We start from the raw sequence: 26,549 nt of genomic DNA on the forward strand, positions 1-26,549 counted from the left end.
TTTTTCTATGAAAAGAGTTACTTATTCACTAGAAACCAAAAATAAAGCTATTGAAATGAAAATTGAGGGATATAGTGCAAAAGAAATTATGAATACATTAAATATTAGAAATAGATCACAAGTGAAAACTTGGTGGAAATGGTACCAAAATGGTGAACATTATAGATTTCATCAACAAGTTGGAAAACAATATTCCTACGGAAAGGGATTAGAAGAACTTTCAGAAATTGAACAATTAAAAATAGAAAATAAAAGAAAAAACGCAGAATTAGAAATTTTAAAAAAGTACAAGGAATTGGAAAGGGAATGTCGCCCAAAATAATAATACAAGTGGTTGAAGCATTAGAATCAAAATATACAGTTAAAATGATATTAGAGGTATTTAACATACCCAAATCTACCTATTATCGCTGGAAATGTAAAAAACATGAAACAAATTCGGAATTAGAAGCAATTAAATCGATTTGTCATAAGCACAAATATACCTATGGTTATAGGAAAGTGACTGCTGAATTAAATAAATTTAGTAAGGAAAAAATTAATCACAAGAAAGTGCAAAGGCTTATGCAAGAAAACGAATTGAATTGTAGGGTTAAACCTAAAAAATCTAAAAAACCAGGTAATCCATTTTATAAAACAGGCAATTTGTTACAGAGGAATTTTAATGCAAATCGTCCATTAGAAGTACTTGTAACAGATATTACTTATTTACCTTTCGGTAATACAATGTTGTATCTATCGTCAATTATGGATGTCTATAACGGGGAAATAGTTGCTTATACTATAGATAATCATCAGAATCAAAATTTAGTAAACGAGACTTTGAACCAATTAGAAATTCCAGATAGTTGTATACTTCATAGCGATCAAGGAAGTGTTTACACATCGTATGAATATTATAAATTATGCGAAGAAAAAAGCATTACCAGAAGCATGTCCCGTAAGGGAACGCCAGCTGATAATGCCCCAATTGAATGTTTCCATTCCTCGCTAAAGTGTGAAACATTCTACTTAAACAAAGAGCTCAAGAGCTCTAATAACATTGTAATAGATATTGTCGAAAATTACATTGAAAACTATAATAAAGTTAGAATTCAACAAAAACTAGGCTACTTATCTCCTATAGAGTTCAGGAAATTAGCATCCTAGAAAATAGTGTTTTTATTAAGTTCCCATTTTAAGGGTTCAGTGCCGTTTGACGATGGTTTTCTTTTCGGGCAAATTAATTCAAAAGTTAAATAACCCTACTTTAGTTGTGGTAACTGACCGTAATGACCTAGATAATCAACTACATAGTACCTTTGTAAAATCTAAGGGCCGTTCTGGTAAGGGGTTATTAAGACAGACCCCTAAACAAGCAGATTCTCGTAAAGAGTTGAAAGAACTATTATCAGTTGAATCTGGAGGGATTGTATTTACAACGATGCAAAAATTCGAACCAGAAGAAGGCAAAGTTACTATGGATGCTTTAACTGAACGTAAAAATGTCATTGTTATGGCTGATGAAGCACATCGTACACAATATGGGTTTAGTGCAACTTACGATGAAAAAGGTGAAGGCGTTAAATATGGATATGCAAAATATTTAAGAGATGCTTTACCTAATGCTTCATTTGTTGGATTCACAGGAACACCAGTATCGTCTACAGATAAAAATACACAGATGGTATTTGGAAATTACATTGATGTGTATGATATGACACAAGCTGTTGAAGATGGTAGTACGGTTAAGATTTATTATGAGAGTCGAATCATACCATTAAATTTACCAACAGATTTAGATATTGATGCAGCTTATGATGATATTACTTCTGGACAGGAAGACGATGTCAAAACACGATTAAAATCTAAATGGTCTCGAATAGAAGCATTATCAGGATCAGAACAGCGCATTCATGCTTTAGCAACTGATATTATTAATCACTTTGAAACAAGACAAAAGGCGATGAAAGGTAAAGGCATGATTGTCACAATGAGTCGCCGTATAGCGGTTGATTTATATGATGAAATTGTAAGATTAAAACCCGAATGGCATTCAGATGATGATAACCAAGGTGTTATCAAAGTTGTGATGACAGGTTCCTCAAGCGACCCTAAAAACTTCCAGAGACACATTGGTCCTAAAAAAAGAAGGAACCTATTAGAGAGTCGTATGAAAGATGTTGAAGATGAATTACAACTCGTTATTGTGAGAGATATGTGGTTAACAGGTTTTGATGTACCTTCTATGCATACCATGTATATTGATAAACCAATGCATGGCCATAATCTAATGCAAGCAATTGCACGTGTGAATAGAGTGTTTAAAGACAAACCTGGTGGCTTAATTGTGGACTATGTAGGTATCGCTGAAAGTCTTAAAGAAGCTTTAAAAGAGTATACAGATTCTGATAAAGAACAAACCGGTGTTGATACAGATAAAGCATTAGAAATTATGTTAATGAAATACGATGTTATTCAAGATATGTTATATAATCATGATTATTCTGACTTCGAATCAGATAAAAAATCTGATCGATATAATGTCATCTCAAGTACGATGGATTATGTAATTGGCTTAGGTGAAGAAGAAAGACAAAGATTTGTGAATACAGTCACTGAACTTGGTAAAGCATTCGCGTTATGTGCAACAGAAGAAGCAGCTCAAGAATTAAATAGTGAAATTGCGTTCTTAAAAGCCGTTAAAGCAGGCATCGTTAAACTTTTAGCTCCTTCAACTGATGGTGGTGGTCCTTATAAATCTTCCGCTGAAGTTGAAGCTGAAATTAATCAGTTGATATCAAAATCCGTTGTAACTGAAGAAGTTGTAGATATATATCAAACACTCGGTTTAGAAAACCCAGATATCTCTATTTTATCTGACGATTTCTTAAAAGATGTAGAAGGATTACAACAGAAAAATGTAGCAGTTGAATTATTGAATAAATTACTTAAAGGTCAAGTTAAGTCATTAATGAAAACGAACGCAACCGTATCTAAACAATTTTCTGAGATGCTAGGTAAATCTATTCAAAAATACAATAACCGTTCTATCGAAGCTTCCAAGGTCATTGAAGAACTGATTCAAATGGCAAAAGAAATTAATCAAGAGCAGCAACGAGGTAAAAATTTAGGCTTGAGTACAGAAGAAATTGCTTTTTATGATGCATTAGCTTCACATGAAACAGCTAAAGAAGCTTTGGGCGATAAAGAGTTAAGAGCCATTGCACATGAGTTAACTAAAACAGTTAAAGATAACATGAGTGTTGATTGGTCTAAACGAGACAGTGCTAAAGCTAAAATGAGAGTTCAAGTTAGACGCCTATTAAAGAAATATGGCTATCCACCAGATCTTCAAAAAATGGCTGTGGAACAAGTTGTAGAGCAAGCCGAATTAATGGCAAGTCAGCAATAAAAAAATAAATCATAATGCGGTTAGAGAAACATTTCTCTAACCGCATTTATTAGTATCCTCGTTCAATTAATTTTTGTTTTTCTTTCTCAAGTTCAGGAATATCTTCTTCATCTGGTAATGCATCTATATAATCTAGTCCTAGATGATTTAATGCTGTTTCTAAATCAACATCCTCGCTTTCCATGTACCTCCAAACTTTCAAACTAGTATATTCATCATAAACCTCATTGTAATGGTAATTACCAACAATCATTTTATCACCCTTCGCCATATGATTAAGCTTATTCTAAACTAAAGGTCAATATTGGTCAACGTTTTATTCTTAATTAATTTTCCATCATCATACACTATAAATGAGTTAGTGACTGAACCTTTCTTGTATATAATTTTCCAGCTAATTATAATTAAAGTAAAATAAATGTATCATCTATGCATTATTAAAAAAACTCTATTTAAATACTTTACAATTTGGTGGGGACTTGTAATTCGTCTTTTAAGATAACTCAAAGTATCTATTTTAATCATTTGCAGTGAAACGATGTTGATTTGTTTTGTTTCCATATTGACCTCCATGTATTTGCTATGATTTCAAAATCCATTTTTGACGTGCCTTAGGGTTGAGTGGATGCATAATTTCATTCGTTTCTGGGTTGATGAGTTGTTTCACTTTCTTTTTATGTGGTTTCAACATCTCTAATATTTCATTGACACGCACTTCAACAATCGGTTTTTTAGCGTAAGCACCCCATGCTAATATCACTTCATCCGATTCTTTCACTGCTTTCATAATTTGAATATTTGTATGATTATCATAAGCATTTTTTGAATGTTTAAGATTAAAAGGTGTTGTAATATTAGAATATAGATTCACAAAATTGATTGAACCAAATGCTTCCATTTCTGTAACTTTATTCATAATGAGTTGAGTTGTTAGATCTATATTGAGAATACCATCATAATGCGGGTACATTGTAATGATTGTGATCGTTTGTTTTTCACTGTCCCATGTTTTCTTAAGTAGATAGCGATGTTGTTGGTCATCACTGAATATGGCTTCAGTTTCTAATGTATTTTTTATTGTTTTCATGTAATATTCACTCCTCTAGTATTCTTCTGGTAATAACATGACGTAATAAGAAAGGTCTACATCATCTTCTCGGATAATGTAGACCTTATTGATATCGATAGACTGTTTGACATTTGCCTTATGCGTTTTGACATACTCAGGCCGTTCTTGTTTGTGTTTGATATATAGTTGGTTATTGTGCATATTGAATTGGAATATATGAAAATAATCCAATGATTCCTTGCCTTTTGATTGTGTTTGTTCTCGTCGTGCTACGAGTTGCCATAATTGTTTTTGTAAGATGATAGGTAAGCTATTGGCAATACCACGAGTGATATATCTATTCATAAGAGATCTCCTTTCGTTCTGATTCTTTCATCCATGTAATGATTTCACTTAGTATTGTGATGACTAATTGTGTAATTTTGATATATTTATGCATATTATTGTCCTCCTATTAGTAAGTGTCGTTGATCCAAAAGGGGCATGATGGTGTTGTGTAGATATAAGAAATCCATATCATGATTTTCGTCGATGTAGCCGATGGCTATGAGCTGTTTCTGATAATAGAGAATGAACGGATAGAGATTGCTTTCGTGAAGTGTGTCAGAGTAGTAGGTATAGGTTTGAAGTATTTTATTACTAAGTGGCCCAAGCCTTACATATTTGTCAGGAAGGATATCATCAGCGATTTCCTCGATAGATTCACATTCCCATTTTTCTTCCATTGGCAGATTGAATAAGTTAGTTATATAGTGCTTGAGTTGTTCTTCTAATGTCATTGTTATGACCTCCTAATATATTTAATTGATGTATGCATGTGATACATCATTTTGATAATATAAGTTTGAAATACCGTTTGTTTCGCCTGGAAATCCCACTGAAATACAGAAAAGATCCCAATCGAAAGTCGTCACAATTGTTGATATGACAAGGAAATCCCGTTATCCCGTTCATTTGTCGGGAAATATAGCTATATATTTATATATCATTTGGATTAATAGGTGTGGTTATGATTTACTTTTTTCTTTTTATATTATTTATTTATAAATAATAATGGGATTTTGGGATTACGCTTGCGTAATCCTTCTCCTACATGAAGTTAGCCAATCCCGTTACTATCCCACTTATATTTTGTTTTGGGATGTTCTTTCGTCATATCAATATAAGCTTCACATTGAGCCATGATTTGTTAGCGTGTTGAAGATATTTGTTAGATAGGTGTTATTGAATGACGAAAGGACAGTACATAGATATTAGATTTGAAGAAAGAGCGTTTGAGGCAAAAATAAAGACGAAGTGCTGAGGAGCACTTCGTCGAGAGGGGTATTATTGAAAAGTTGTTTAATAATTTCATTATTGAGTTTTAGTGTAACGTAGAACTGTTTTTTATGATTACCGTCTTTACGAATATCAATACGGTCAATGACTGTAAGATATAATGCTTTGAGTTGTGCTTTATCCATTGATTCTATATTTTGAAATATTCGTTGTAATAGCGCAGCGATTTGTTTCGTATCATAAGATGGTTTCTCTTGATTTTGTTGTTGCTTAAGTTGATTGATTTGAGTTGTGATGTCATTGAGTTGTTTTTCATACTGATGAATCGTATTTTTAAGCACAGATGTTAAGTCTGGATTATCTTCAAGCGTTTTTATCAAGTTATCTAATTTGATTTGGACCTCATCATATTGTTGTTGCTTATATGCGATATCATGATTGAGTGCAGCTACATCGACTTGATTCTCTTGATTGATACGCTCAACGACTTGCTTGATAACCTTGTCGCTTTTAACAATTTCGAGTATTTGATCCATAACATATTTTTCAATTACATCGGCTCTGACACTATTCGCAGAACATACTTTTGACCCTTTATTACGAAAGTTACTACACGAATAGTAGCGAATGCGTTTTTTAGTACCATCTTTAAGTGTATTAACTGTTGTGCTCGCAGACATTGAAGCAGAACATTGGGGACACGAAATTAATCCAGTTAAAATATTGGTTCCTTTACCATGAACTTGTGGTTTTTCACTTACTTGTTTTTTACGTGCTTGGACTTTATCCCATAATGATTGGCTAATAATAGGGGTGTGTTTGCCTTCGGCGATTACTGGTTTATCATTCAAGCCTTTACGACGTTTATCATTCCAATCTTTGTATTTCGCGAATTGAATTTTACCAATATAGAATGGGTTTGAGAGAATATAAGTAACAGCTGAAATACTAAAAGGATTACCTTTCTTAGTGACATAACCTTTATGATTGAGTGCGTTGGCAATTTTACGATAACCATGACCTTTGGCGTAAGATTCAAAAATATATTTCACAATATTAGCTTCATGCTGATTAATCATCAAATCTTTTTTATTATCTGGTATGTTATTATATCCTAAAGGAAGATTACCTTGGTAATAGCCTTCTAAGGCTCTTTGATGTTGTCCGGTGTAAATATTCTCTAAAATGGTATTTCTTTCAAATTCGGAAAAACTTGCAAGTATTTGTAACATGAGTTTACCAGAAGAAGTGTTGACTTCCATACGCTCAGACAAACTGAAAAATTCGACATTTTGTTTATGCAAATCTTCGACAATTTTGAGTAAGTCTGATGTATTACGTGCGAGTCGATTTGTTTTATACACCATAACACAATCAATATGACCTTTATTCGCATCATGTAACATACGTTGAAGTGCAGGGCGGTTCATAGACTTTCCTGAAATACCACGATCAGCGTATATATCTTTGACTTCGAAATGATGGAAGTTACAATATTCTTTGATTTGATTGATTTGACCGTCGATACTATAACCCTCTGCACTTTGCATTTCTGTTGATACGCGGACATAGATACCGACACGTTTTTGTTTGAGTTGTTGCATGATTTTTTCATCCTTTCTGATTAAGCAATCGATGATTGTGCTGTTTGATTGACGATGTTTAAGGGCTCATTTTTGAAATAGATACCTGTAAGCGTTTTACTTTCGGTAATATGAATTTCATCGATGTAAGGGTACAACATGTTTAACGTGAAACGTTGTTGAATGACATTTTGTAAAGCCTTTCGAATTTGATGCGTATGGATTGATGATATAGGTTTGGATTGTTGACATAATGATTGCGTTTGTTCTCTGAACGTTTCTGCATCAATCATACCTTTGGCAAGTTTATCTATCAGTTGTTCTTGAGTTAGCATACTTTTAGCTTCTATCACTCTTTGTTTTTTGAGGCGTTGATGAATCGCATTATTAATTTTTGAATAGAGCTGTTGGTTTTGAAAGAAGTTCTGACATGTTGCTAAGACTTGAACTTCTAATTCTTGTGCATTTATCCCTTTGAATGAACAGACAAAGCGAGATTCATTCATATTTTTAGGACAAACATAATATCGCAATGTATGTTCTTTTTTTCTTATCGTCATATTTGTCAGCGTTGAGTCACAACAAGGGCATTTGATCTTTTGTTTGAGTAAATTAGCAGAAGGCGTGCGCTGAACTTGTTTATTTACTCGTATTGCTTGAGCATTTTTATACATTGCTTTACTGATAATAGATGGGAACATATTATCAAAAGTGCCGTATTTGTTATTCACACGTCCACAGTAATTAGGGTTCATAATAATGTTACGTACTTGATATGGTTTTCGGTTGATTAACTTATTATCTTTTTCCAAATATTGTGCAATCTTTTTGTAACCATACCCTTGAAGATAGTATTTGAATACTGCAGTCACCGTTTGTGCTTCTACTGGGTTGATTACAAATGTGCCTTTATAATAATGATATCCAAAAGGTGCATGTGTGGTAATCAGTTTACCTTGACGTGCTTTTTCTTTTATCCCGTTGCTTACTTGTTCACCAATATTATTTGACTCAAGTTCAGCTAATGAAATGAAGATATTGAGTTTTAGACGATCAAATGATTTGTTTAAGTCAAAATAGCCATCGTTAACACTCAAGATATCTACATTGTACTGCTGGCATAATTTAATTAATTTTAGCGCATTTTTCAAATTACGATGAAGTCGATTCAGACGATAACAACATAATACGTCACATTGTCCCTGTTGAATCAGTTCAGTAATTTGTTGGTAACCATTCCGCTTATCAGTGCGTCCTGATTGCTTATCGCTATAAAAGGTAATGTGTTGAATATTATGCTTTTCGGCTAATGCCTTGATGGTTTGTTTCTGGGCTGAGAGTGATTGTTGTTTGAGTGTACTTTGACGTAGATAACCTATTGCTTGTTTCATCCTGTTTCCTCCTTCCAAATTGATAATATATATTTATGAACGAATTTATATATAAGCCCAACACCAGTGAGGTGTTGGGCGTTATTATTAGTCATCAGAGTGATTGATTTCTTCAATCACTAAATCAGCGAGTAATGTGATTAATTCGTCCAATGAAAAGACCTCCGATTCTATAAAATATTTAAGGATTTGATAATATGATAAACAGTCATTCTGTCGTCTCTTGTACTTTTCACAAAGAAATTAGTGAGAGCTACCTCATTCATAAATTCAGGGTGCAATTTATAAAGTATCAAGAGTTTACGTTGTGTCTCAGTTAACGTATAGGATTCTATATCATAGTCATGATCAATATAATTTACGACTAATTGTTGATTCTCTAATTCGACCAAAGAGCATAATGTGTATTGTGTTAATTTGAATTTAGTATTCATTTTAATTTCCTCCAAGTATTTGATTAAGTAAGCTACAACAGCCTTTAGGGTGTTATAGCGATATTTTATAATCCTAAATCGTCATTTGCTTCGGATTGTTTAGCTTTCGTTACAAAATCTTCTAGCAAATTTTTATTTGTATTATCAACGAATGGTGGTGGTATACTAGGCTCTGTTTTAGAACTCAAACCAAACATTGAAGCATAAGTCATATCTAGCTTAAGATGGTAAAAGACAATAGTCTTCTTTTTGCCATTAGAATCTGGGACACTACGTTTTGTTGTTTTACGGTTGCGGTCAGATTGGATATAATCTTTATCGCGTAAAGCATCTATAACTGTGTTTACATCTTGAAAATGATTTTCGTCCAACATATTTTTGAATACATTGGTAAGCATTTTAACTTGAATATGGTCTTTTTTAAGTTCAATAAGTCCATAATTTTCTATCATTGTTGAGAGTTTGCTATCTTCAGAGAATTTGCCACGATTTTGAGCTACAAACTGAACAATGATTTCGATAGCTTTCTCTGCTAGTGAGCGTTCTGAAACTGACTCCAAATGATAACTAACCAAGTATTCTCTTACTGCATCCATATCGATAGGTATAGCAATAACACGTTCGAATATACGAGCAGATGTCGTAATCGCTGCATAGCGTTTGAACATACGAATACCAGTATTACTCGTTTCATTTTTTAATTGGTTTTTGAACCAATCATGTTCCGCGTGAAACCATTTAATTACTTCACCTTCACGCTTTAAAAGATATTCAGCTACTAATGGCATGACATGGCCATAATTGACGGATGTAGCCTTTTTAATTGCATCTGCATTGTCAGCGCTTGTTGTAAAGGCTTCAGATATTTCAATCGTACGAACGTTCAAACCATCATTACGTGCACTATTATTTAAAACACTGTGTTCTGCCGTACTTATCACTGAGGTCCCCCAATTTTTGAGTGCTTTGACATTACCATCTATATTAGATCGTTGTCGGCCTTGTCCTTCTGCCAGACTGTACAACAACCCAGTAGTGTCTTTGAAGGTTGCAGCCGATAGTTCGTCCAATACGATAGGCAAACCATAATTGCTACTTAAATATCCTTCAAGCGCGTTTCTAGTACCATTCCACGACCTAAACAGCGTATTACTACCTTTAGTAGGGTTTCCGGCTATTGAAACAGCTAAAGCGGCTGCAGTCGATTTACCTGTGCTTGAATTTCCCATAAATGAGAAGATGGTTCCCGCAAACTCGACCTCATGTCTTGTTTTTAGGAACGCAGTAACTAATGAAGAAGCAGCAAATACTACTGCAAGTTCTAGTAGTAAGTTCCCTTTAACTTGTTTTAAGTACATCTCCCACCAGCCTTTGAAAGTACCCTTTGGTTGTAAATCATAGTGTGTTTCACAAATGATTTCATTAGCTTGAGACCGCTCTATTTCTTTTGAAAAGTATGGTTTATCCAATGAAATGACCATACCTTCATCATCAGATTGTAATACACCTACGCCGGTATATAATTTAGATAATGGAAGTGACTGGCGCATCGATTGTAACGCATAGCTTAATGATTTAATGTACCGTTCGTTGATGTTGAAGCCGTACTTAATCAATCCAGGTAGCTTGAAAGATGTTAAGATATCTGATGCTTCAATACGTTCAATATTTTTTCCGTCTGTAATAACCAATTTCTCAACCCCTGTAGACGGGTCGAGAAATTTATTTTCAATAATGATGGGACTAGACAATTGGATGATTTTTTCTACATCATTGTTACTTTTAGGTGGAATCACTTCATAAAAGCCATTTGAATTTAAAAAATATGGATATTGCTTGAATATGTTGTTAGTCATTAGTTGTTACCGCCTTTCCAGTTACTTTTGTGACGCATTGGATTTGGTCCTGTTTTACGATACACTAAGTTCCCGTTGCTATTCTTACCAATAATGACAAATGGAACACTTGGCGTGTTCTTTACAAAGTATGCAAACCAGCGACCAACATCTTGTTGAACTTCAGTTGAACAGGTAAATCCAGATTTTAAGTTTAAATCACTAAATGTAAATGTAATATCTTCAGATAGACTGAAAGCAGCACCTAAAATTCTTCTTTTAAATTCGTTAAAATCTTCACCTTTGTACTTCATAATAATTTACCTCCGACTATTTTAATTTATGTATCGGCCGAATACATGTATAAATATATAATGAAAAACGACAGGTGTAAGTTCGGAAAATAGGGGAGTAATTTCCATACAATAATAATTGAAAATTATATTGACAAAAAAAGAGTACCGACATTAGTCGATACTTCATTGGTATATAACTATTTAGTTGTAATATAAAAAAATTCTGAATAATTATCACTTTTATTTAAATGATAATTTAATGCTTTTTTTAATTCAGAAATGAGTTTATTTCTATGTTCCTTAGTAAATTTCGGTTGGCCGACTAATTCACTATTAGTTAACAGTTTGAGTATTAAATCTTTAGGTGCAGAAGATTGTGTTTCTTTATTAGTAATATATTTAGCTAAATTAATATCTATTGGAACACGCGTTTCATGTTTTAAATACTTGTTATAATCATACGATTGATATTCAGCTAATTTTGAGTTTATCTCGTCATTCAACTCTGCTAGTTCGCTTAAGTAGTATTCTAGAACATTTAATTTTTGATTATTATTAAGGTCAGGTACGGTTATAATATCTACGATTTTAGATTTAATACCTACTTCGACATTTGAATTCACTAAAAAATATAAGTAATAATTTGTCAGAGCTGTCTCATAATCAGTGGAATCTGTTATTTCATTTTTAATAAAATAAAAAAGGTTTTCATTGATTTTATTCATATGATTTAAGTCTTTTTCATTAGCACCATACTTTAAAAAATGAAGGTAATCAGAGTTGTTTGATAAAATATCATGTATTACATATTTACTTTTAGGTTTAAATGCAAAGGATTTTCCATTTTTAAAGTTATCTGGATTGATACCAAGGTAATGACAAAACTTTTTGAAGTTTGCTGAAAAGTTCGTTTTGGTTGGTATAAATAAATCATCATCTTCCCATTTATCTGGTTTGTTTTCAAGTGCCTCACTAATATCTGTAGAGCTTTTAACATTATTGTAATAAATGAATTCTACCTCTAATTTAATAATCTCGTTAAGATTCATTGAATATTCATTTTTATTACGAGTTTTACTAGCATTGTTTATTTCTTCATATGATTTGTTTGAATCATTAAGTACTTTCTTTACATCTTTTGGATCTATCTTCCCAATTATTGATTGCAACTCATGTCCCCAATCGCTGTTCATCAAATCACTCATTTCTTCATTTTGTTTTAATTATACTCTAAAGACATATAAATATTTATAGGGAACAGAAGTTCTTAAATTGTTATAATTAAAATAATTAATTTTTAAAATCAGTTTAATGTAGAAAAAGTTTGAACATAAAAGGGAACGATTTTAACGACTGAGATAGAAATAGTAAAGATCAATTTCTTTATTTGTGAGGCTATAATTAGTGAAAGGGGATCTAATTATGATAACTGAGGACATTCTCAAACAAATTTCTAATGTTTTTAATGGGGATGATGAAGATAGTGTTTATAATTATAAAACAGGCGCAGTTTAAACTAGAGTTGAAATTATTTTGGATTTAAATCGATTTTATGTATAAATTCTATAACTTTTAATTTTTGTTGAGTGACATAGGGATAGACATTGAAAAATGACTAGTTAATGATTTAGATATTCTTTTTTATTGTACATAAAGAGACTGAGACATTTATTTATGTCCCAGACTCCCAATTTATAACACGATTTAATATAAACTTTATGCTCCAATCAATTTTAGCATTATAAGTGCTTTGAATGGGGTTCCAATAAAACGGACAGCTCTGTTGTTAAAGTATCAATATCACATGGTTTTGATGCTTCAATCCACCATACAATAATGCCTACTACAGCTGATGATAAAAATTGGATTGTAATTTCATTATTTTCTTGATTCATGTTGTCGCGCATTTTCTTTGATAATGTTTGTTTAACTATATTAAGATCCGACCTTTTAAACAAAGTCTTTAAAATAGTGTACTGATCATCAATGACATATAATATTTCACGTAATGCCTTTTCATTATCCTCTGATTTTGCCATGTAAAGATTGCATTGATTTACTGCTGCACTCAAAATAAAATCAATAGCATGCTCATAAAATAATGTATTAATTTTACAGATGACTTGGGTGGAGATGATTCGTTTATAGAGGTAAGATGCATCATCTTATTTCTACTTCTAATTGCTAAGCAAAGAATTAGGTAGGCTAAACAGATAAAACGGTATAATGCAGTGATTATTAAATAATTAGTCATGATGCGCATCACTACAATCAAAAATTTTAGATGCCAGTTCATTGGCTTTATGAATATGTTTGAAAGTTTTTGTAGTCGATAATTCAGGCCAGCTAAACTACACAAGTCCTTCACGACTGCTCCAATTTTCAGGATCGGTTACATTGTCTCCAATACCCTTTAATAAATTTACTTTTTTTTATTTCAGAATCATTGGCTATATCAGGATAGTTAATATTTTGTATCTTACCTTTTTTAGCTTTCATAAAAGCGATAGCAGACGTACGTTTTGGTGTGAATATATCTGCTGATTTAACTTTATTATTAATGTACATAGAAATATGGAGTTGATAAGGGTTCATATCATAAGCATTTTCAACTAAGTCCATTATAGCGTCACCACCAGGTCTAGCAGCAGCTTCTATGACATAGAGTTGGTCGCCTTTGATTTTTATTTCCACATGAGCAACGCCTCGCGTAATACCTAAAGTCTGACACGTGCGGATTGCAAGGTTTTTAATATCTTCATTTTTATATCTGTGACTTGGGACTAAATGACCCATTTCAGTAAACCATGGTCTGGGAGATAAATATTTTTCGGTAACTGTAATGACCTCATAAAAATGATGACCACACAACACTTCAACTGAAACTTCGTCATCACTATCAATAAATGTTTCAATCAGAAATTTATTTTTAGATACATGAAAGGTATCAGCATAAGTCTCCATAATTTGTTTCGATTTTCTATAGGCATCCATGCATTCTTTTTCGTTATTTGCTAAGTAAACCCCATCACTGCCTCCAAAATCCATTGGTTTTATAATTACTGGGAAAGTAAATTCTTTGATACATTCTTTCAATTCTGTTGCATCATTAAATTGTATCGACTTTGCTGTAGGAATGTTTGCTTTTTCAAATAAGGATTTCATGATGTGCTTGTTTCTGCAAGCTTTAATAACCTTTGGTTCAAGGTAAGGCAAACCGTAGTCTCGATTTAATTGATTAGCTACTTCTAATGTCCAATCATTTAAGGGGACGATGCTTTTTGGTTCGTACCCCTGAATTTGATAATATGCTATCTCTTTCTTTATCTCTTCATAGCTTAAAGGATTGGCATCAATGCAAAAATCAAAATACGCATTGTACTTATATTTTGCATTTTGAATTGCTGTCCATATTTGAAAATCACCGATTGCTTTGCCACCAGCGTAAGCATGTTCTCTTAAAAACTGATCTGCACCTAATAACAATAGATATTCTGTCATATGAGCTTCCTAATTTTTATGAAATGATTAATATATAAAAATAATACTATATAAAATTATATTTGGAATATAGTTGGAATGAATTTTGGGAAATATGAATTTTATTAATTTGAGTATTTTGAATTGGTTTGAGAGAAGTGTAATGAAATTCGAAGCATGATTAAGAAGATTGGAAATATAAAAAAAGACTAATTCGCTCAAGCGAATTAGTCTTTTTACAATTAAGAGTGGGGGTCGTTCTAAACTCTCAATTGAAGCCCTACAATTGTTAGTTGTTTTTAATATTCGATATTCGGTGCTTTATTCACGTGTTTTTGATAACGTTTTAAAGCGCAAAAACCGATAGCGACGATTACTGAAACTACTAATAGTTTTTTCATTTTTTTCACAATCCTTTAAAATTATTATGCATTAAACTACTATTTACTATAATAGTTTAGGTTTAAGCTTTTAGAAGTTTGTTGACGTGTACGTCTCATTAAATCAGGATCTTCAATTAATGATTGACCATAAGATGGAATCATTTTTTTGATTTTTGGTGTCCATTCTGATTTATATTCAGGGAAGTTTTTCTCTAATACTTCTAATGCAACTGATACTGAAGTAGAAGCCCCTGGAGATTCACCTAATAATGCAATTACAGTATGATCTTCAGAATTAACCACTTCTGTACCGAATTGGATAAAGCCTTTACCGTTTTCAGGTGTATCTTTGATTACTTGAACACGTTTACCAGCATTGTATAATTGCCAGTCTTCGTCACGTGCTTCTGGGTAGAATGTACGAAGATGGTTCATAGTACCTTCTTTAGTCATCAAGATTTGATCAATTGAATATTTAATTAATGGTAAGTTTTTAACTGCTGATGCTAATAAAGTTGTGATGTTATATGGTTTAACAGATTTAAATAAATCTAAATTAGAACCTTGTTTAAGGAATTTAGGTCCAATACTAGCGAATGGTCCAAATAGTAATGTACGTTCACCATCAATATAACGTGTATCTAAGTGAGGTACAGTCATTGGTGGTGTACCTTGAGGTTCTTTACCGTATACTTTAGCATCATGTGCTTGTATAACATCTGGATTTGTACAGATTAAGAATTGACCAGTGATTGGGAATCCACCTAAGTGTTTACTTTCAGGAATACCTGTTTTTTGTAATAGTGGAATTGCGCCACCACCTGCACCAATAAATACATAATCAGCTAGTTGTGTTTCTACACTACCACTGTTACGTTGACGTACTTTAACTTCCCATTTACCGTCTTTACGTTGGTTAAAGTCCATTACTTCGTGGTTGTATTGAACATCTACATTAGGTTGTTTTTCTAAGTTTTTGGCCATTTTACGAGTAAGTTCACCAAAGTTTACGTCAGAACCTTCATCAATTTTACTAGCTGCCATAATGTCACCTGCACTATGACCTTGCATCATTAATGGAATCCATTTTCTCATTTGTTCAATATCTTCTGTATATTCAATATTGTCGAACATTGGGAATTCTTTCATAGCTTCATAACGATCTTTTAAAAATTGAACGTTATTTTTACCTCTTACAAAGCTAATGTGTGGTAGCGGACGAATAAATTCTTCAGGGTTACTGATTGTTTTGTTTTGAACTAAATGACTCCAAAATTGTTTTGATAATTCAAATTGTTCATTAATCTCTTTCGCTTGCTCAATGTTAATTGAACCATCTGGTTGTCTAACTGTATAATTCAATTCACATAAAGCAGCGTGTCCTGTACCAGCGTTATGACGCTCGTGAGAACTTTCATCACCTGGACGATCTAAACGCTCGTATAATTTAATATCCCATTCTGGTGCTAATTCTTTAATCATTGTACCGAATGTAGTACTTAATACCCCAGCGCCAATTATTACAACGCTTTTTGACTCTTTGTTAGTAGCCATTATCTAATCACCTTTCCTTATCTCAACTTGCAACTATAGTATAATACTAAATCACCTATCATTAAAATACATATTTTTTATAGGTGCCATTCTAATATGGAATCTTTTTTATTTCTACTATTAAAACATAGAGAGAAATAAATTTTTTAAATATCTTTTTTGTTATTCGATTGATGTATAACTTCATTTAAACAGAAAATTTACAAACATTCCATAATATAGCATTGCTAATTAAATATAGAAAAATTATAGTTCTATGTAATTTTACCCCGATCAATCTTCAACAAACACGACTATCAAAATATTTGTACATTTATTTATTCACGCACGTGCGTATGTACACGTGCGTACATATTAAAGTAGGAAAGTTTAATTTTCTAATATCAACATTGAGCAACTGGAAAGATAACAGCTATTTTAAAAACTTCCTATATAATAGTTATCCATATACACGCAAATTATCCAACTTTCACATGTTCTAACCCTTACTTTTTTCTATGGGTTAGATAGATAATATGTATTTGATATATATGTTGCAGCGTTTTATAATAAGTATGTAATCAATTTACAGCGCAAATCATTCGTTATGACATGCCATGGTATAGGACTAAATGTGAACGGCGCTAATTTAGAGTATTAAATATGAATTTTTCATAATAATGTAATGAGATTAAATTTTTAATACATTGTTAAGTGAATAATTTAAATTGCTTGCAATGATTAATGATTTTTTGCATTAAATGTTGAAAGGAAATGAATGTAAAATGGCTGACAAAAATTATACAGCAGCAAATATGGTAATAAATACTTTGAAAAATAATGGTGTGGAATATGTATTCGGTATCCCAGGTGCTAAAATCGATTATTTATTCAATGCACTTGAAGATGATGGCCCAGAACTTATTGTAACGCGTCATGAGCAAAACGCGGCAATGATGGCACAAGGTATTGGACGCTTAACAGGTAAACCAGGTGTTACCTTAGTAACAAGTGGCCCAGGGGTAAGTAATTTAACGACTGGACTTTTAACAGCGACATCAGAAGGAGACCCTGTATTAGCATTAGGTGGCCAAGTTAAACGTAACGATTTATTACGTCTAACACACCAAAGTATTGATAATGCAGCATTATTAAAATCTTCAACAAAATATAGTGAAGAAGTTCAAGATCCAGAGTCATTATCAGAAGTTATGACAAATGCGATGAGAACTGCAACTTCAGGTAAAAATGGCGCAAGTTTCATAAGCATACCGCAAGATGTTATTTCTGCACCGGTTGAATCACAAGCGATTGCACTTTGCCAAAAACCTAGCTTAGGTGTGCCAAGTGAACAAAATGTTAATGAAGTAATTGAAGCGATTAAAAACGCGAAATTCCCTGTATTATTAGCAGGTATGAGAAGTTCAAGTTCAGACGAAACGAATGCAATCCGTAAATTAGTTGAAAAAACAAATTTACCAGTTGTAGAAACATTCCAAGGTGCGGGTGTGATTAGTCGTGAACTAGAATCCCATTTCTTTGGTCGTGTTGGTTTATTCCGTAACCAAGTCGGTGACGAATTATTAAGAAAAAGTGACCTCGTTGTTACGATTGGTTATGATCCAATTGAATATGAAGCGAGCAATTGGAATAAAGAATTAGATACTAAAATTATTAATATAGATGAAATTCAAGCGGAAATTACAAATCATATGCAACCAGCAAAAGAATTGGTTGGTAATATTGCTGGCACAATCGAACTTATTTCTGACAAAGTCGATGAACCTTTTATCAGTCAAAAACATTTAGACGAATTAGAAACTTTAAGAGCGCATATACTTGAATCAACTGGTATCAAACCAACACATGAAGATGGCGTGTTACACCCAGTTGAAGTCATTAAGTCAATGCAAAAAGTATTATCAGATGATACAACAGTAACTGTAGACGTAGGTAGTCACTATATTTGGATGGCACGTAAATTTAGAAGTTACAATCCAAGACACTTGCTATTCAGTAATGGTATGCAAACGTTAGGTGTTGCGTTACCATGGGCTATTTCAGCTGCTTTAGTACGTCCTAATACACAAGTTGTATCCGTTGCTGGTGATGGTGGTTTCTTATTCTCAGCACAAGACTTAGAAACTGCTGTACGTAAAAATCTTAATATCATTCAATTAATTTGGAATGACGGTAAATATAACATGGTTGAATTCCAAGAAGAAATGAAATATGAACGTAGTTCAGGTGTAGACTTTGGTTCAGTAGACTTCGTTAAATATGCTGAATCATTTGGTGCTAAAGGCTTACGTGTAACAAATCAAGAAGAATTAGAAGCGGCAATTAAAGAGGGATACGAAACTGAAGGACCAGTATTAATTGATATCCCAGTGAATTACAAAGATAATGTCAAACTTTCAACAAATATGTTACCTGACGCTTTTAACTAATATCGAATCAAACGGCGAAAATGATTAATTATTTATCAAAATAGGAGTGAATAAAGTTATGACTAACGTACTATATCAACACGGCACACTAGGTACATTGATGGCAGGCCTTTTACAAGGTACTGCTTCAATCAATGATTTATTAAAACATGGAGACATTGGTATTGCGACTTTAACAGGTTCAGATGGTGAAGTGATTATCGTTGATGGTAAAGCTTATCATGCCAATGAACATAAAGAATTTGTAGAATTGAAAGGTGACGAATTATCACCATATGCAACCGTATCAAGATTTACACCTGATAAAACGTATAGCACGAGCAATAAATCTTCAGCAGAAGTTTATGATGAAGTTAAAGAAAAAATGTTAAGTGAAAATTTATTCTCTGCTGTTAAAATTTCAGGAACATTTAAAAAAATGCATGTACGTATGATGCCAGGACAAGAACCACCATATACAAGATTGATTAACTCAGCGAATAGACAACCTGAACAAATTGAAGAAAATATCAAAGGTTCTATTGTAGGCTTCTTTACACCAGAATTATTCCATGGTATTGGTTCAGCAGGTTTCCATGTTCATTTCGCTAATGATGACCGTAATTTTGGCGGACACGTATTGGATTTTGAAGTTTCAGATGTTACGGTAGAAATTCAAAACTTTGAAACATTTGAACAACATTTTGCAGTCGATGATGAAGCATTTACAAATACGGATATTGACTACAAAGATATTGCAAAAGAAATAAGACAAGCAGAATAAAGGAGTAGCGAGCAAATATGTTAGTTGAAAGTTTTAACCCTTTTAATAATTTGCTACTTTCAAGTATTGTAGCCGCAATACCAATTATATTATTTTTATTATGTTTGACTGTATTTAAAATGAAAGGTGTTTATGCAGCAATTACAACGTTAATCGTTACAATTATTGTTGCTATGGCTTTCTTTAAATTACCAGGAAGTATTGCAGGCGGCGCTACTTTAGAGGGCTTTTATCAAGGGATTATCCCAATAGGCTTTATTGTAATCATGGCAGTTTGGTTATATAAAATTGCTACAAAAAGCGGCCAATTTGCTATTGTTCAAGATAGTATCGCGAGTGTCTCACGAGACCAACGTGTTCAATTATTATTGATTGGCTTTGTATTTAATGGATTTTTAGAAGGTGCTGCAGGCTTTGGCGTACCTATTGCCATTTGTGCGGTACTATTAACACAATTAGGTTTTAAACCTTTGCAAGCTGCGATGTATTGTTTAGTAGGTAATGCAGCAGCAGGTGCTTATGGTGCGGTAGGTATACCGATTGCTATTGTGGATACTTTGAATTTGCCAGGTGGTGTAACAACATCTCAAGTAGCGTTAATTGGTAATTTAACGTTAGGTTTTATTAGTTTCGTTGTGCCATTTTTATTAATGTATATTATGGATGGTTTTAAAGGTGTGAAAGAAACTTTCCCAGCCACTTTAGTTGTGGCAGTTACTTTCACAGTTTTACAAGTGCTTATTGCAGCTTTTGCTGGACCAGAGTTGGCTGATATTATCCCTGGCCTTGTAGCAATGATTGCATTAGCATTGTTCTCAAGAAAATGGCAACCTAAAAATATTTTCAGAATTAATAAAGATGAAAAAGCAGATGCCGTGCCTAAACATTCTATTGGACACATCACTTATGCATGGAGCCCGTTTATCATTTTAACGATTGTTGTGATGATCTGGAGCTTACCAGCATTTAAAGGTTTATTTGAAAAAGGTGGCGCCCTAAGTGCACTTGTTGTGAACTTTAATGTGCCGGGTACGATGAATGCTGTGACTAATAAACCGAATGAACTGACATTCAATTTCTTTGCTCAAACAGGTACAGCGATTTTAATTACAGCGATCATTACAATTATTATTGCGAAAAATATGAGCTTTAAAACGGCTGGTCATTTACTGGGTCTCACAGTTAAAGAATTATGGATTTCAGTGTTAACCATTTGTTTCATTTTAGCAGTATCTAAAATTACAACATATGGTGGATTAAGTAATGCTATGGGACAAGGTATATCTAAAACAGGCACTGCCTTCCCATTATTGTCACCACTACTTGGTTGGATTGGTGTATTTATGACGGGATCCGTCGTAAACAATAATTCATTGTTTGCGCCAATTCAAGCCTCTGTTGCTGAACAAATTGGTACAAAAGGTTCATTACTTGTTGCAGCTAATGTCGCTGGTGGTGTAACTGCTAAGATTGTATCACCACAATCTATAGCTATCGCTACAGCAGCAGTTAATAAAGTAGGTAAAGAATCAGAACTGATGAAAATGGCAATGCGTTTCAGTATCGGATTGTTAATTCTCGTTTGTATTTGGACATTTATTTGTAGTTTATTTATTTCATAAAATGAATTTGAAAAGACTGAAATTAAAGCATATCATGCTCGCTACTTAGCTATATGAGCATGTATGATAAGTTAAAAAGTTAGTGGAAATACCGCATAGATTATTTCCTGGAAAATATTTATTATAAAACCAATTAAAAAACACTAAAGTCGATGGCGTTTTGTCATACGACTTTAGTGTTTTTTGTGTTCCTCAAAGTTTTGCTGTATATAAAGTATTATTTATGCTAAAGGTACCCCAATCAATTCTATACACATTTTCAATTTTATTTGGACAAAAATGCTAACTGCGATACACCAACTCTAACTATAAAAATTGTGTTAGTTATCGCTTTTTAAAATTAAATATAGGTGTGGCTAGCAGTGGTTTAGTTAAATTGTTTAAGTGTTAAGTCAATGAATTGATCACTTGCTTTTGTTAAATTTTCTAATTTGTTATAACCAATCACTACTGTGTTTGTAAATGATTGATTTAATTAAACGTAAATGGCGTCACTATTATGTTCAGTAGAACTACTTGGTATAAATGTGAGGACGCCTGTAGAAATTGCAAGGCGATCGGCATTGTCTACGTTTGAAGTTTCTAAAATAATATTAGGGTAAATGTTGTATGTTTCTAGAACTTTATTGATGATCTGTTTAAGTCCGTATCTATCTTTTAGAATGATAAAGTGATCGTGAGATATGAGTGACATGATTTCATTGGAATTTAATTCATTTTGTTGGATTCTTTTATATAAATGGTGCTGAGGTGGCACAACTAAATATATCGGTTCCGTATAGATTTGAGTGTATTGAATATTTTTATTCCATAATGGTAGTGTATTTAGACATAAATCGACTTTACCCTCTAGTACTTGTTTTTCAATGTCTTGGGAATTACCTTCGATTAAGTTAATTTTAATATTAGGAAAAAGATTCATAAATTTAGGCAGAATTTTATGTAGTATATGGAACGCTAATGTAGGTGTAACACCTATGTTTAAAAAACCGGAATTCAAGTTTGAAATATTAGTGATTTTTCGCGTTACATCATGATAAAGTCGCTCTTGTTCTTGTAGATATTTATAATAAAGTTGACCTTCGGGCGTAAAGGTAATGGGATGTTTTTTACGATTAAAAATAATGATGTTCCACTCAGTTTCAATATTTTTGATAAAACTACTGAGATAGGGCTGGGAAACATAGAGTTTATTGGCTGCCTTGGTTATTGTTCCTTCATTGATGATCGTTTCAATATATTTATAGTTACGGTTAATAAGGCTCCCTACTTAATGACATAAGTAATTACTTATATGTTATATATACTAAAAACTATTTTACATTTAGTCAATATGAACAGACAATATATATGTTGCGTTTAATTCTTAAGGGGAAGGCACTGTAACTAGAAAGGAAGTCAATTTTTTATGGAAAATAGTACAATGGATATGGAATGAATTTGGACAAAAAATTTCACGATGAATTTTGTAGTTAACTTTTTGGTTAATTTGAATATGTATTTACTGATTGTTTTAATTGCAGGCTATGCGCAGTCTCAATTTAATGCCTCAGATAGTTCGGCTGGGCTGGTAGCAGGTTTATTTATAGTCGGATCACTGATGGGTAGATTTGTTATGGGGAAATATATCAATAGTTTAGGACCTAGAAAGGTACTCTTAATTGGAATTGTATTATTTACAATTACGAGTGTTTTTTATTTTGTAGAATCTTCATTATTATTTTTAATTATTGTTAGAATCATTAATGGATTTTCATTTGGGATTTGTACAACTTCAACTGGATCAATAGCAGGGTATATAACACCGGAAACTAAAAAAGGTGAAGGTATCAGCTTTTTTAGTTTGAGTATGGTGCTTGGTGCAGCCATTGGCCCATTTTTAGGTTATTGTTAATGCAACAATATTCAATAGAAGTCATCTTTGGACTTAATCTTGTATTGAGTTTTATTTCATTGATTTTGGCAATATTTATGAAAGTACCTTTTGAAACAATTGCTAGAACAGCAGAGGATAAAGGGTTTAAGGTTTCAGATTTTATCGCGAAAGAAGCCATTCCAATTGCCATTATCGTGTTTATAGCTGGTCTTTCTTATTCTTCTATTCTTAATTATATTAAAGTTTTTGCGCAAGAGAGAGACTTAATTACAGCTTCAAGTTATTTTTTCGTTATCTATGCAATCGTCTCAATTTTTTCAAAACCAGTTTGTGGTAGATTAATGGATGCAAAAAATGAAAATATAGTTATATACACTAGTATTATATTTCAAGCTATCTATTTCTTAGTTATTGCATTTTCACATTCAGCATGGATGTTATTAATTGGTGGTGCTTTATTAGGATTAGGTTATGGTAATATCACGTCTACGTCTCAATCGGTATCTGTCAAAGTCGTACCAAAAGAAAAAATTGCGCGAGCAACCTCAACATTCTTTATCGGTTTAGATTTAGGCTTAGGATTTGGGCCCTATATACTAGGTTTGTTTACTAATCAGATCGGGTTAGGCAATATGTATATAGTAATGGCTGTATTATTAATTGTCACTTTCTTTATCTATCACTTCATACATGGTAGAAAAAGAAATAATTGAGAATAAGATGACAGATAGTCAAATTAAGGATGTCGCAAAAGAATTAATGGCTTTAGGAAGTGGTGCCGGCATTTCTATCGGAACATTTGCTGTTATTGGCTCAGTTGGTTTAGGAGGAGTGTTACTACTTGCTTCTGCAGGATTTGGTGTATACAGAGGAATTAAGTATTTTTCAGGAACAGGTCAATTAGAAAAATATGGTATAAGAATCCAAACTTTAAATGAAAGAATTAACCAACTAAGAATTGCAAACTCTTATATAATTGAAGACATCAATTGGTTAAGTAATAAATCTGTAACATTTGCCAAAAAATTAAAAGAGTCAAACGAACTAAGTGAAGAATTATACAAAGAGCTAGATCATATAATTTCACAAAATCAGTCTCTAGCAGATGCAGGTAGTTTAATTGAAGATGAAGAAAATTATTCTGAATATGAGTTGTATATTACCCATATTCCTGAATCATTAAATGTTGGAAAATATAATGAGCTATTATCTAAGAATATAAATAAAGTATATTTTGATGAAGTTATTAAAGAGGTTTATATAATTGAGGGCGATCTTGATAATAAAGTTGAGGAAGCTGAACCTACTTTGAGAGAAGATATGTCATTAGATGAATTAAAACAAGCTTATCAAGTATTGGAACAAATAGGTTATTTTGATACAAAATCTTCTAGTATCGCTCAGGGTAAATCGATGGCTAAAAAAGGTTTGTCAGGTCTGAAAAAATCATTACTAAATGGTGATAAGAATGACTAGAAAACAAAACCAGGAAAAACGTGAATTAAAAAATGCAGCGGAAAATTTATTGGTTGATTATGAACTTCGAAATAGATCTAAGGATAATTTAGATAAAGCAAGTTATAATATACAAAAAATGGAAGAAAACGTTGATCAACAAATCAAAATGAAAAAAGACTTACTAAATAATTTGAAGGAAAAAAGAACTAGTAATAATAAATCTTCAAGTATAAAAAGCGATTATATTAATAAAGACTTAAGAGATAAATTAAAAAATGCACAATCATATACGTCTAAAAATATGGATTTAATAGAAATCAATAATATTAATACAATCGATATTGATAGAGATGATTTTGATTCGGTTGAATATAATAAAGAATTTGCTGAAAAAGAAAATATTAATTTAGATAGTCCATTTTTAAATCTATATAGTAAGAATGAACAAGTAAAAGTTGCGGAACAAATGATTCAAAAATTTGATTTACTTAAGCTAGACAGTGATGATTACTTGTTTGCAACTTCAGCAGGTTTAATAGCTGGATTTGTAGATACTATTTTTGTAGGTACTATAGGAAAAGGTAAAGATGCCAAAGGTTTACAAAAAATGGTGGATAAGGGTACAGAAGAATTAGTGAAAAAATATGCGTTACATGAAAAAATAGCAAAGTTAAATAAACAAAAGAAGAAAGCTAATTCACAAGATGCAATAAATAAAATCAATAGTAAAATAAAAAATTTAAAAGAAAACAAAGCAAATATTGACATAAAATCTAGTATTAGATATTTAGAAAAGAATCATAGTGTAGGCTATGATACAGCAGACTCGATAAATATTGTTGGTATGGTTGGTAAGATGTCACCTGATAACCATCATTTACTATCAATAGCTCATGAACCTAGCTTATTAGGTTTAATTGTTGGAATAAGGGATCAACTTACAGGTACTTCAACTTTTATGACTAAAGAGGGTAAAATTATAAATATAGCCTCACAGAATAAAAATAAAGAATTAACAGGAAATATATTTGAACAAATCATACAAGCAACTGATAATTGGTTTGGTCATATTATGAGTGATATATCTGGAAGTAGTGGATCTAAAGGAAGAGGAAGTGGATTACCAGTTCCAGGTTGGTCTTCTTTACAAAAATTACAGTTTGGAAATATTAAATTAAAAACTAATAAAAAAGATACTTACACATTTGCAGAAGTATCTGAATGGATGTTTAAGAATGGATATGATGTCAGAGCTTTTACGGCAGAATTAATACCAGTTTTAATTTATGAAACACTTATAAGGCTTTATTGGATTTATAAGCAACATCTATATTACGGAAAAAGTTTAAAAGATAGTTTTCCAATTGCTAACAATAGGGAGTTAGCAAGATTATTGTTAATAGGAGGATCAACTTTTTCTTCAATCGATGTGACGCATGGGTTGATAAAATCTGGTAAAAAAGGTGGAGTTCAACCTCAAGGAATAGCAACTTTTATAATGACAGTAAATAAACCTGGATTAATAGATTTAGGGTTTAGGAGTTATCAAAATGTGCGTCTGGAGTTAGAACACAGAAAAACTGTTGAACGTATTTTAGATGAAGATATTGTATTAGAGTATAATCGCATAATGTCTTCTGAGAAAATTTTTGAATAGCGTGTTATGAAATATAAAATATATTAGGATTGATGCATAAATCAATT

Annotated in this window: 21 protein-coding genes and 3 pseudogenes; 8 read left to right on the forward strand and 16 right to left on the reverse strand. The window is 32.3% G+C overall.

Features of this window, described 5'->3' with window-relative positions:
• Positions 1 to 7 precede the first annotated feature (7 nt).
• Both ACP3TL_RS11825 and ACP3TL_RS11830 read left to right on the forward strand, forming a co-directional pair.
• A protein-coding gene (locus ACP3TL_RS11825) for an IS3 family transposase (protein WP_141714439.1) occupies positions 8 to 1,149 on the forward strand; the annotation gives its coding sequence in 2 pieces (ribosomal slippage) (positions 8 to 278 and positions 278 to 1,149; 1,143 coding nt in all).
• Positions 1,150 to 1,195: 46 nt separating this feature from the next.
• Positions 1,196 to 3,394 (forward strand): annotated as a pseudogene (locus tag ACP3TL_RS11830) (type I restriction endonuclease subunit R); the annotation flags it as partial.
• A 49-nt stretch (positions 3,395 to 3,443) separates the two neighbouring features.
• Here the strand turns inward: ACP3TL_RS11830 and ACP3TL_RS11835 are convergent.
• The 15 genes and pseudogenes from ACP3TL_RS11835 to lqo all read right to left on the reverse strand — a co-directional run bounded on the left by ACP3TL_RS11835 (position 3,444) and on the right by lqo (position 16,697).
• Positions 3,444 to 3,665 (reverse strand): hypothetical protein, encoded by a 222-nt coding sequence (locus ACP3TL_RS11835; protein ID WP_226956100.1) that lies wholly within the window; start codon positions 3,663 to 3,665, stop codon positions 3,444 to 3,446.
• Between the two features lie 182 nt (positions 3,666 to 3,847).
• A pseudogene (locus ACP3TL_RS11840) lies at positions 3,848 to 3,955 on the reverse strand (JAB domain-containing protein); the annotation flags it as partial.
• Between the two features lie 19 nt (positions 3,956 to 3,974).
• The gene (locus ACP3TL_RS11845; protein WP_069854621.1) at positions 3,975 to 4,481 is read right to left on the reverse strand and encodes a DUF1643 domain-containing protein; all 507 of its coding nucleotides are present in this window, start codon (positions 4,479 to 4,481) and stop codon (positions 3,975 to 3,977) included.
• Positions 4,482 to 4,496: 15 nt separating this feature from the next.
• Positions 4,497 to 4,808, reverse strand: a complete 312-nt coding sequence (locus ACP3TL_RS11850) for a DUF960 family protein (protein WP_031912426.1) — start codon at positions 4,806 to 4,808, stop codon at positions 4,497 to 4,499.
• A 95-nt stretch (positions 4,809 to 4,903) separates the two neighbouring features.
• Positions 4,904 to 5,242, reverse strand: a complete 339-nt coding sequence (locus tag ACP3TL_RS11855) for an SAUGI family uracil-DNA glycosylase inhibitor (RefSeq protein WP_069854622.1) — start codon at positions 5,240 to 5,242, stop codon at positions 4,904 to 4,906.
• Between the two features lie 474 nt (positions 5,243 to 5,716).
• A complete protein-coding gene (gene ccrB, locus ACP3TL_RS11860) occupies positions 5,717 to 7,345 on the reverse strand; it encodes a cassette chromosome recombinase CcrB (protein ID WP_285336802.1) in 1,629 nt (542 codons plus the stop codon).
• Positions 7,346 to 7,365: 20 nt separating this feature from the next.
• A complete protein-coding gene (ccrA, locus tag ACP3TL_RS11865) occupies positions 7,366 to 8,715 on the reverse strand; it encodes a cassette chromosome recombinase CcrA (protein WP_285336803.1) in 1,350 nt (449 codons plus the stop codon).
• A 170-nt stretch (positions 8,716 to 8,885) separates the two neighbouring features.
• Positions 8,886 to 9,149 carry a hypothetical protein gene (locus ACP3TL_RS11870; protein ID WP_047505043.1) on the reverse strand — a complete coding sequence of 88 codons (264 nt, stop codon included), beginning with the start codon at positions 9,147 to 9,149 and terminating at the stop codon, positions 8,886 to 8,888.
• Between the two features lie 65 nt (positions 9,150 to 9,214).
• The gene (cch1, locus tag ACP3TL_RS11875; RefSeq protein WP_285336804.1) at positions 9,215 to 11,005 is read right to left on the reverse strand and encodes a cassette chromosome replicative helicase; all 1,791 of its coding nucleotides are present in this window, start codon (positions 11,003 to 11,005) and stop codon (positions 9,215 to 9,217) included.
• A complete protein-coding gene (ssb, locus tag ACP3TL_RS11880; protein ID WP_040030083.1) occupies positions 11,005 to 11,298 on the reverse strand; it encodes a cassette chromosome ssDNA-binding protein in 294 nt (97 codons plus the stop codon). Before ssb ends, cch1 begins: the two co-directional genes overlap by 1 nt.
• Positions 11,299 to 11,477: 179 nt before the next feature.
• Positions 11,478 to 12,473 carry a hypothetical protein gene (locus ACP3TL_RS11885; protein ID WP_002511822.1) on the reverse strand — a complete coding sequence of 332 codons (996 nt, stop codon included), beginning with the start codon at positions 12,471 to 12,473 and terminating at the stop codon, positions 11,478 to 11,480.
• Between the two features lie 546 nt (positions 12,474 to 13,019).
• Positions 13,020 to 13,319, reverse strand: a complete 300-nt coding sequence (locus ACP3TL_RS11890) for a TetR-like C-terminal domain-containing protein (RefSeq protein ID WP_225486676.1) — start codon at positions 13,317 to 13,319, stop codon at positions 13,020 to 13,022.
• 343 nt (positions 13,320 to 13,662) lie between these two features.
• Positions 13,663 to 14,781 (reverse strand): ATP-grasp domain-containing protein, encoded by a 1,119-nt coding sequence (locus ACP3TL_RS11895; RefSeq protein ID WP_225486677.1) that lies wholly within the window; start codon positions 14,779 to 14,781, stop codon positions 13,663 to 13,665.
• Positions 14,782 to 15,059: 278 nt separating this feature from the next.
• A complete protein-coding gene (locus tag ACP3TL_RS11900) occupies positions 15,060 to 15,161 on the reverse strand; it encodes an SE2200 family small protein (RefSeq protein WP_285325969.1) in 102 nt (33 codons plus the stop codon).
• A 39-nt stretch (positions 15,162 to 15,200) separates the two neighbouring features.
• Positions 15,201 to 16,697 (reverse strand): L-lactate dehydrogenase (quinone), encoded by a 1,497-nt coding sequence (gene lqo / locus ACP3TL_RS11905; protein WP_019468546.1) that lies wholly within the window; start codon positions 16,695 to 16,697, stop codon positions 15,201 to 15,203.
• Between the two features lie 764 nt (positions 16,698 to 17,461).
• Here lqo and alsS point away from each other — a divergent pair.
• From alsS to ACP3TL_RS11920, 3 genes are read left to right on the forward strand one after another with little or no spacing between them, the layout of a single operon-like run.
• Positions 17,462 to 19,126 (forward strand): acetolactate synthase AlsS, encoded by a 1,665-nt coding sequence (gene alsS, locus ACP3TL_RS11910; RefSeq protein WP_002511819.1) that lies wholly within the window; start codon positions 17,462 to 17,464, stop codon positions 19,124 to 19,126.
• A gap of 58 nt (positions 19,127 to 19,184) precedes the next feature.
• Entirely contained in the window at positions 19,185 to 19,889 is a 705-nt protein-coding gene (gene budA, locus ACP3TL_RS11915; protein WP_002511818.1) for an acetolactate decarboxylase, read from the forward strand.
• Between the two features lie 17 nt (positions 19,890 to 19,906).
• Positions 19,907 to 21,511: an L-lactate permease gene (locus ACP3TL_RS11920; protein ID WP_019468547.1), complete on the forward strand. Its 1,605-nt coding sequence runs from the start codon at positions 19,907 to 19,909 to the stop codon at positions 21,509 to 21,511.
• Positions 21,512 to 21,986: 475 nt separating this feature from the next.
• On the opposite strand, the gene ACP3TL_RS11925 is transcribed toward ACP3TL_RS11920, so the two are convergent.
• Positions 21,987 to 22,769 carry a LysR family transcriptional regulator gene (locus tag ACP3TL_RS11925; RefSeq protein WP_369076461.1) on the reverse strand — a complete coding sequence of 261 codons (783 nt, stop codon included), beginning with the start codon at positions 22,767 to 22,769 and terminating at the stop codon, positions 21,987 to 21,989.
• Between the two features lie 201 nt (positions 22,770 to 22,970).
• On the opposite strand from ACP3TL_RS11925, the pseudogene ACP3TL_RS11930 reads away from it, so the two are divergent.
• The 3 genes and pseudogenes from ACP3TL_RS11930 (at position 22,971) to ACP3TL_RS11940 (ending at position 26,502) form a co-directional block, all read left to right on the forward strand.
• Positions 22,971 to 24,100, forward strand: a pseudogene (locus ACP3TL_RS11930) (MFS transporter).
• Complete coding sequence (locus tag ACP3TL_RS11935; RefSeq protein WP_176721488.1) at positions 24,048 to 24,863, forward strand: hypothetical protein; 816 nt, start codon at positions 24,048 to 24,050, stop codon at positions 24,861 to 24,863. The pseudogene ACP3TL_RS11930 and the gene ACP3TL_RS11935 overlap by 53 nt, the downstream one beginning before the upstream one ends.
• Positions 24,856 to 26,502 (forward strand): hypothetical protein, encoded by a 1,647-nt coding sequence (locus ACP3TL_RS11940; protein ID WP_040030086.1) that lies wholly within the window; start codon positions 24,856 to 24,858, stop codon positions 26,500 to 26,502. The genes ACP3TL_RS11935 and ACP3TL_RS11940 overlap by 8 nt, the downstream gene beginning before the upstream one ends.
• Positions 26,503 to 26,549: the final 47 nt, after the last annotated feature.

The sequence above is a fragment of the Staphylococcus caseorum genome, assembly GCF_049943195.1.
Lineage (GTDB): Bacteria > Bacillota > Bacilli > Staphylococcales > Staphylococcaceae > Staphylococcus > Staphylococcus equorum_A.

Bases quoted from the DNA above. Each gene is read 5' to 3' on its own strand.
- ACP3TL_RS11835 (WP_226956100.1), bottom strand. From the start codon at position 3,665: ATGGCGAAGGGTGATAAAATGATTGTTGGTAATTACCATTACAATGAG.
- ACP3TL_RS11845 (WP_069854621.1), bottom strand. From the start codon at position 4,481: ATGAAAACAATAAAAAATACATTAGAAACTGAAGCCATATTCAGTGAT.
- ACP3TL_RS11850 (WP_031912426.1), bottom strand. From the start codon at position 4,808: ATGAATAGATATATCACTCGTGGTATTGCCAATAGCTTACCTATCATC.
- ACP3TL_RS11855 (WP_069854622.1), bottom strand. From the start codon at position 5,242: ATGACATTAGAAGAACAACTCAAGCACTATATAACTAACTTATTCAAT.
- ccrB (WP_285336802.1), bottom strand. From the start codon at position 7,345: ATGCAACAACTCAAACAAAAACGTGTCGGTATCTATGTCCGCGTATCA.
- ccrA (WP_285336803.1), bottom strand. From the start codon at position 8,715: ATGAAACAAGCAATAGGTTATCTACGTCAAAGTACACTCAAACAACAA.
- ACP3TL_RS11870 (WP_047505043.1), bottom strand. From the start codon at position 9,149: ATGAATACTAAATTCAAATTAACACAATACACATTATGCTCTTTGGTC.
- cch1 (WP_285336804.1), bottom strand. From the start codon at position 11,005: ATGACTAACAACATATTCAAGCAATATCCATATTTTTTAAATTCAAAT.
- ssb (WP_040030083.1), bottom strand. From the start codon at position 11,298: ATGAAGTACAAAGGTGAAGATTTTAACGAATTTAAAAGAAGAATTTTA.
- ACP3TL_RS11885 (WP_002511822.1), bottom strand. From the start codon at position 12,473: ATGAACAGCGATTGGGGACATGAGTTGCAATCAATAATTGGGAAGATA.
- ACP3TL_RS11890 (WP_225486676.1), bottom strand. From the start codon at position 13,319: ATGGCAAAATCAGAGGATAATGAAAAGGCATTACGTGAAATATTATAT.
- ACP3TL_RS11895 (WP_225486677.1), bottom strand. From the start codon at position 14,781: ATGACAGAATATCTATTGTTATTAGGTGCAGATCAGTTTTTAAGAGAA.
- ACP3TL_RS11900 (WP_285325969.1), bottom strand. From the start codon at position 15,161: ATGAAAAAACTATTAGTAGTTTCAGTAATCGTCGCTATCGGTTTTTGC.
- lqo (WP_019468546.1), bottom strand. From the start codon at position 16,697: ATGGCTACTAACAAAGAGTCAAAAAGCGTTGTAATAATTGGCGCTGGG.
- alsS (WP_002511819.1), top strand. From the start codon at position 17,462: ATGGCTGACAAAAATTATACAGCAGCAAATATGGTAATAAATACTTTG.
- budA (WP_002511818.1), top strand. From the start codon at position 19,185: ATGACTAACGTACTATATCAACACGGCACACTAGGTACATTGATGGCA.
- ACP3TL_RS11920 (WP_019468547.1), top strand. From the start codon at position 19,907: ATGTTAGTTGAAAGTTTTAACCCTTTTAATAATTTGCTACTTTCAAGT.
- ACP3TL_RS11940 (WP_040030086.1), top strand. From the start codon at position 24,856: ATGACTAGAAAACAAAACCAGGAAAAACGTGAATTAAAAAATGCAGCG.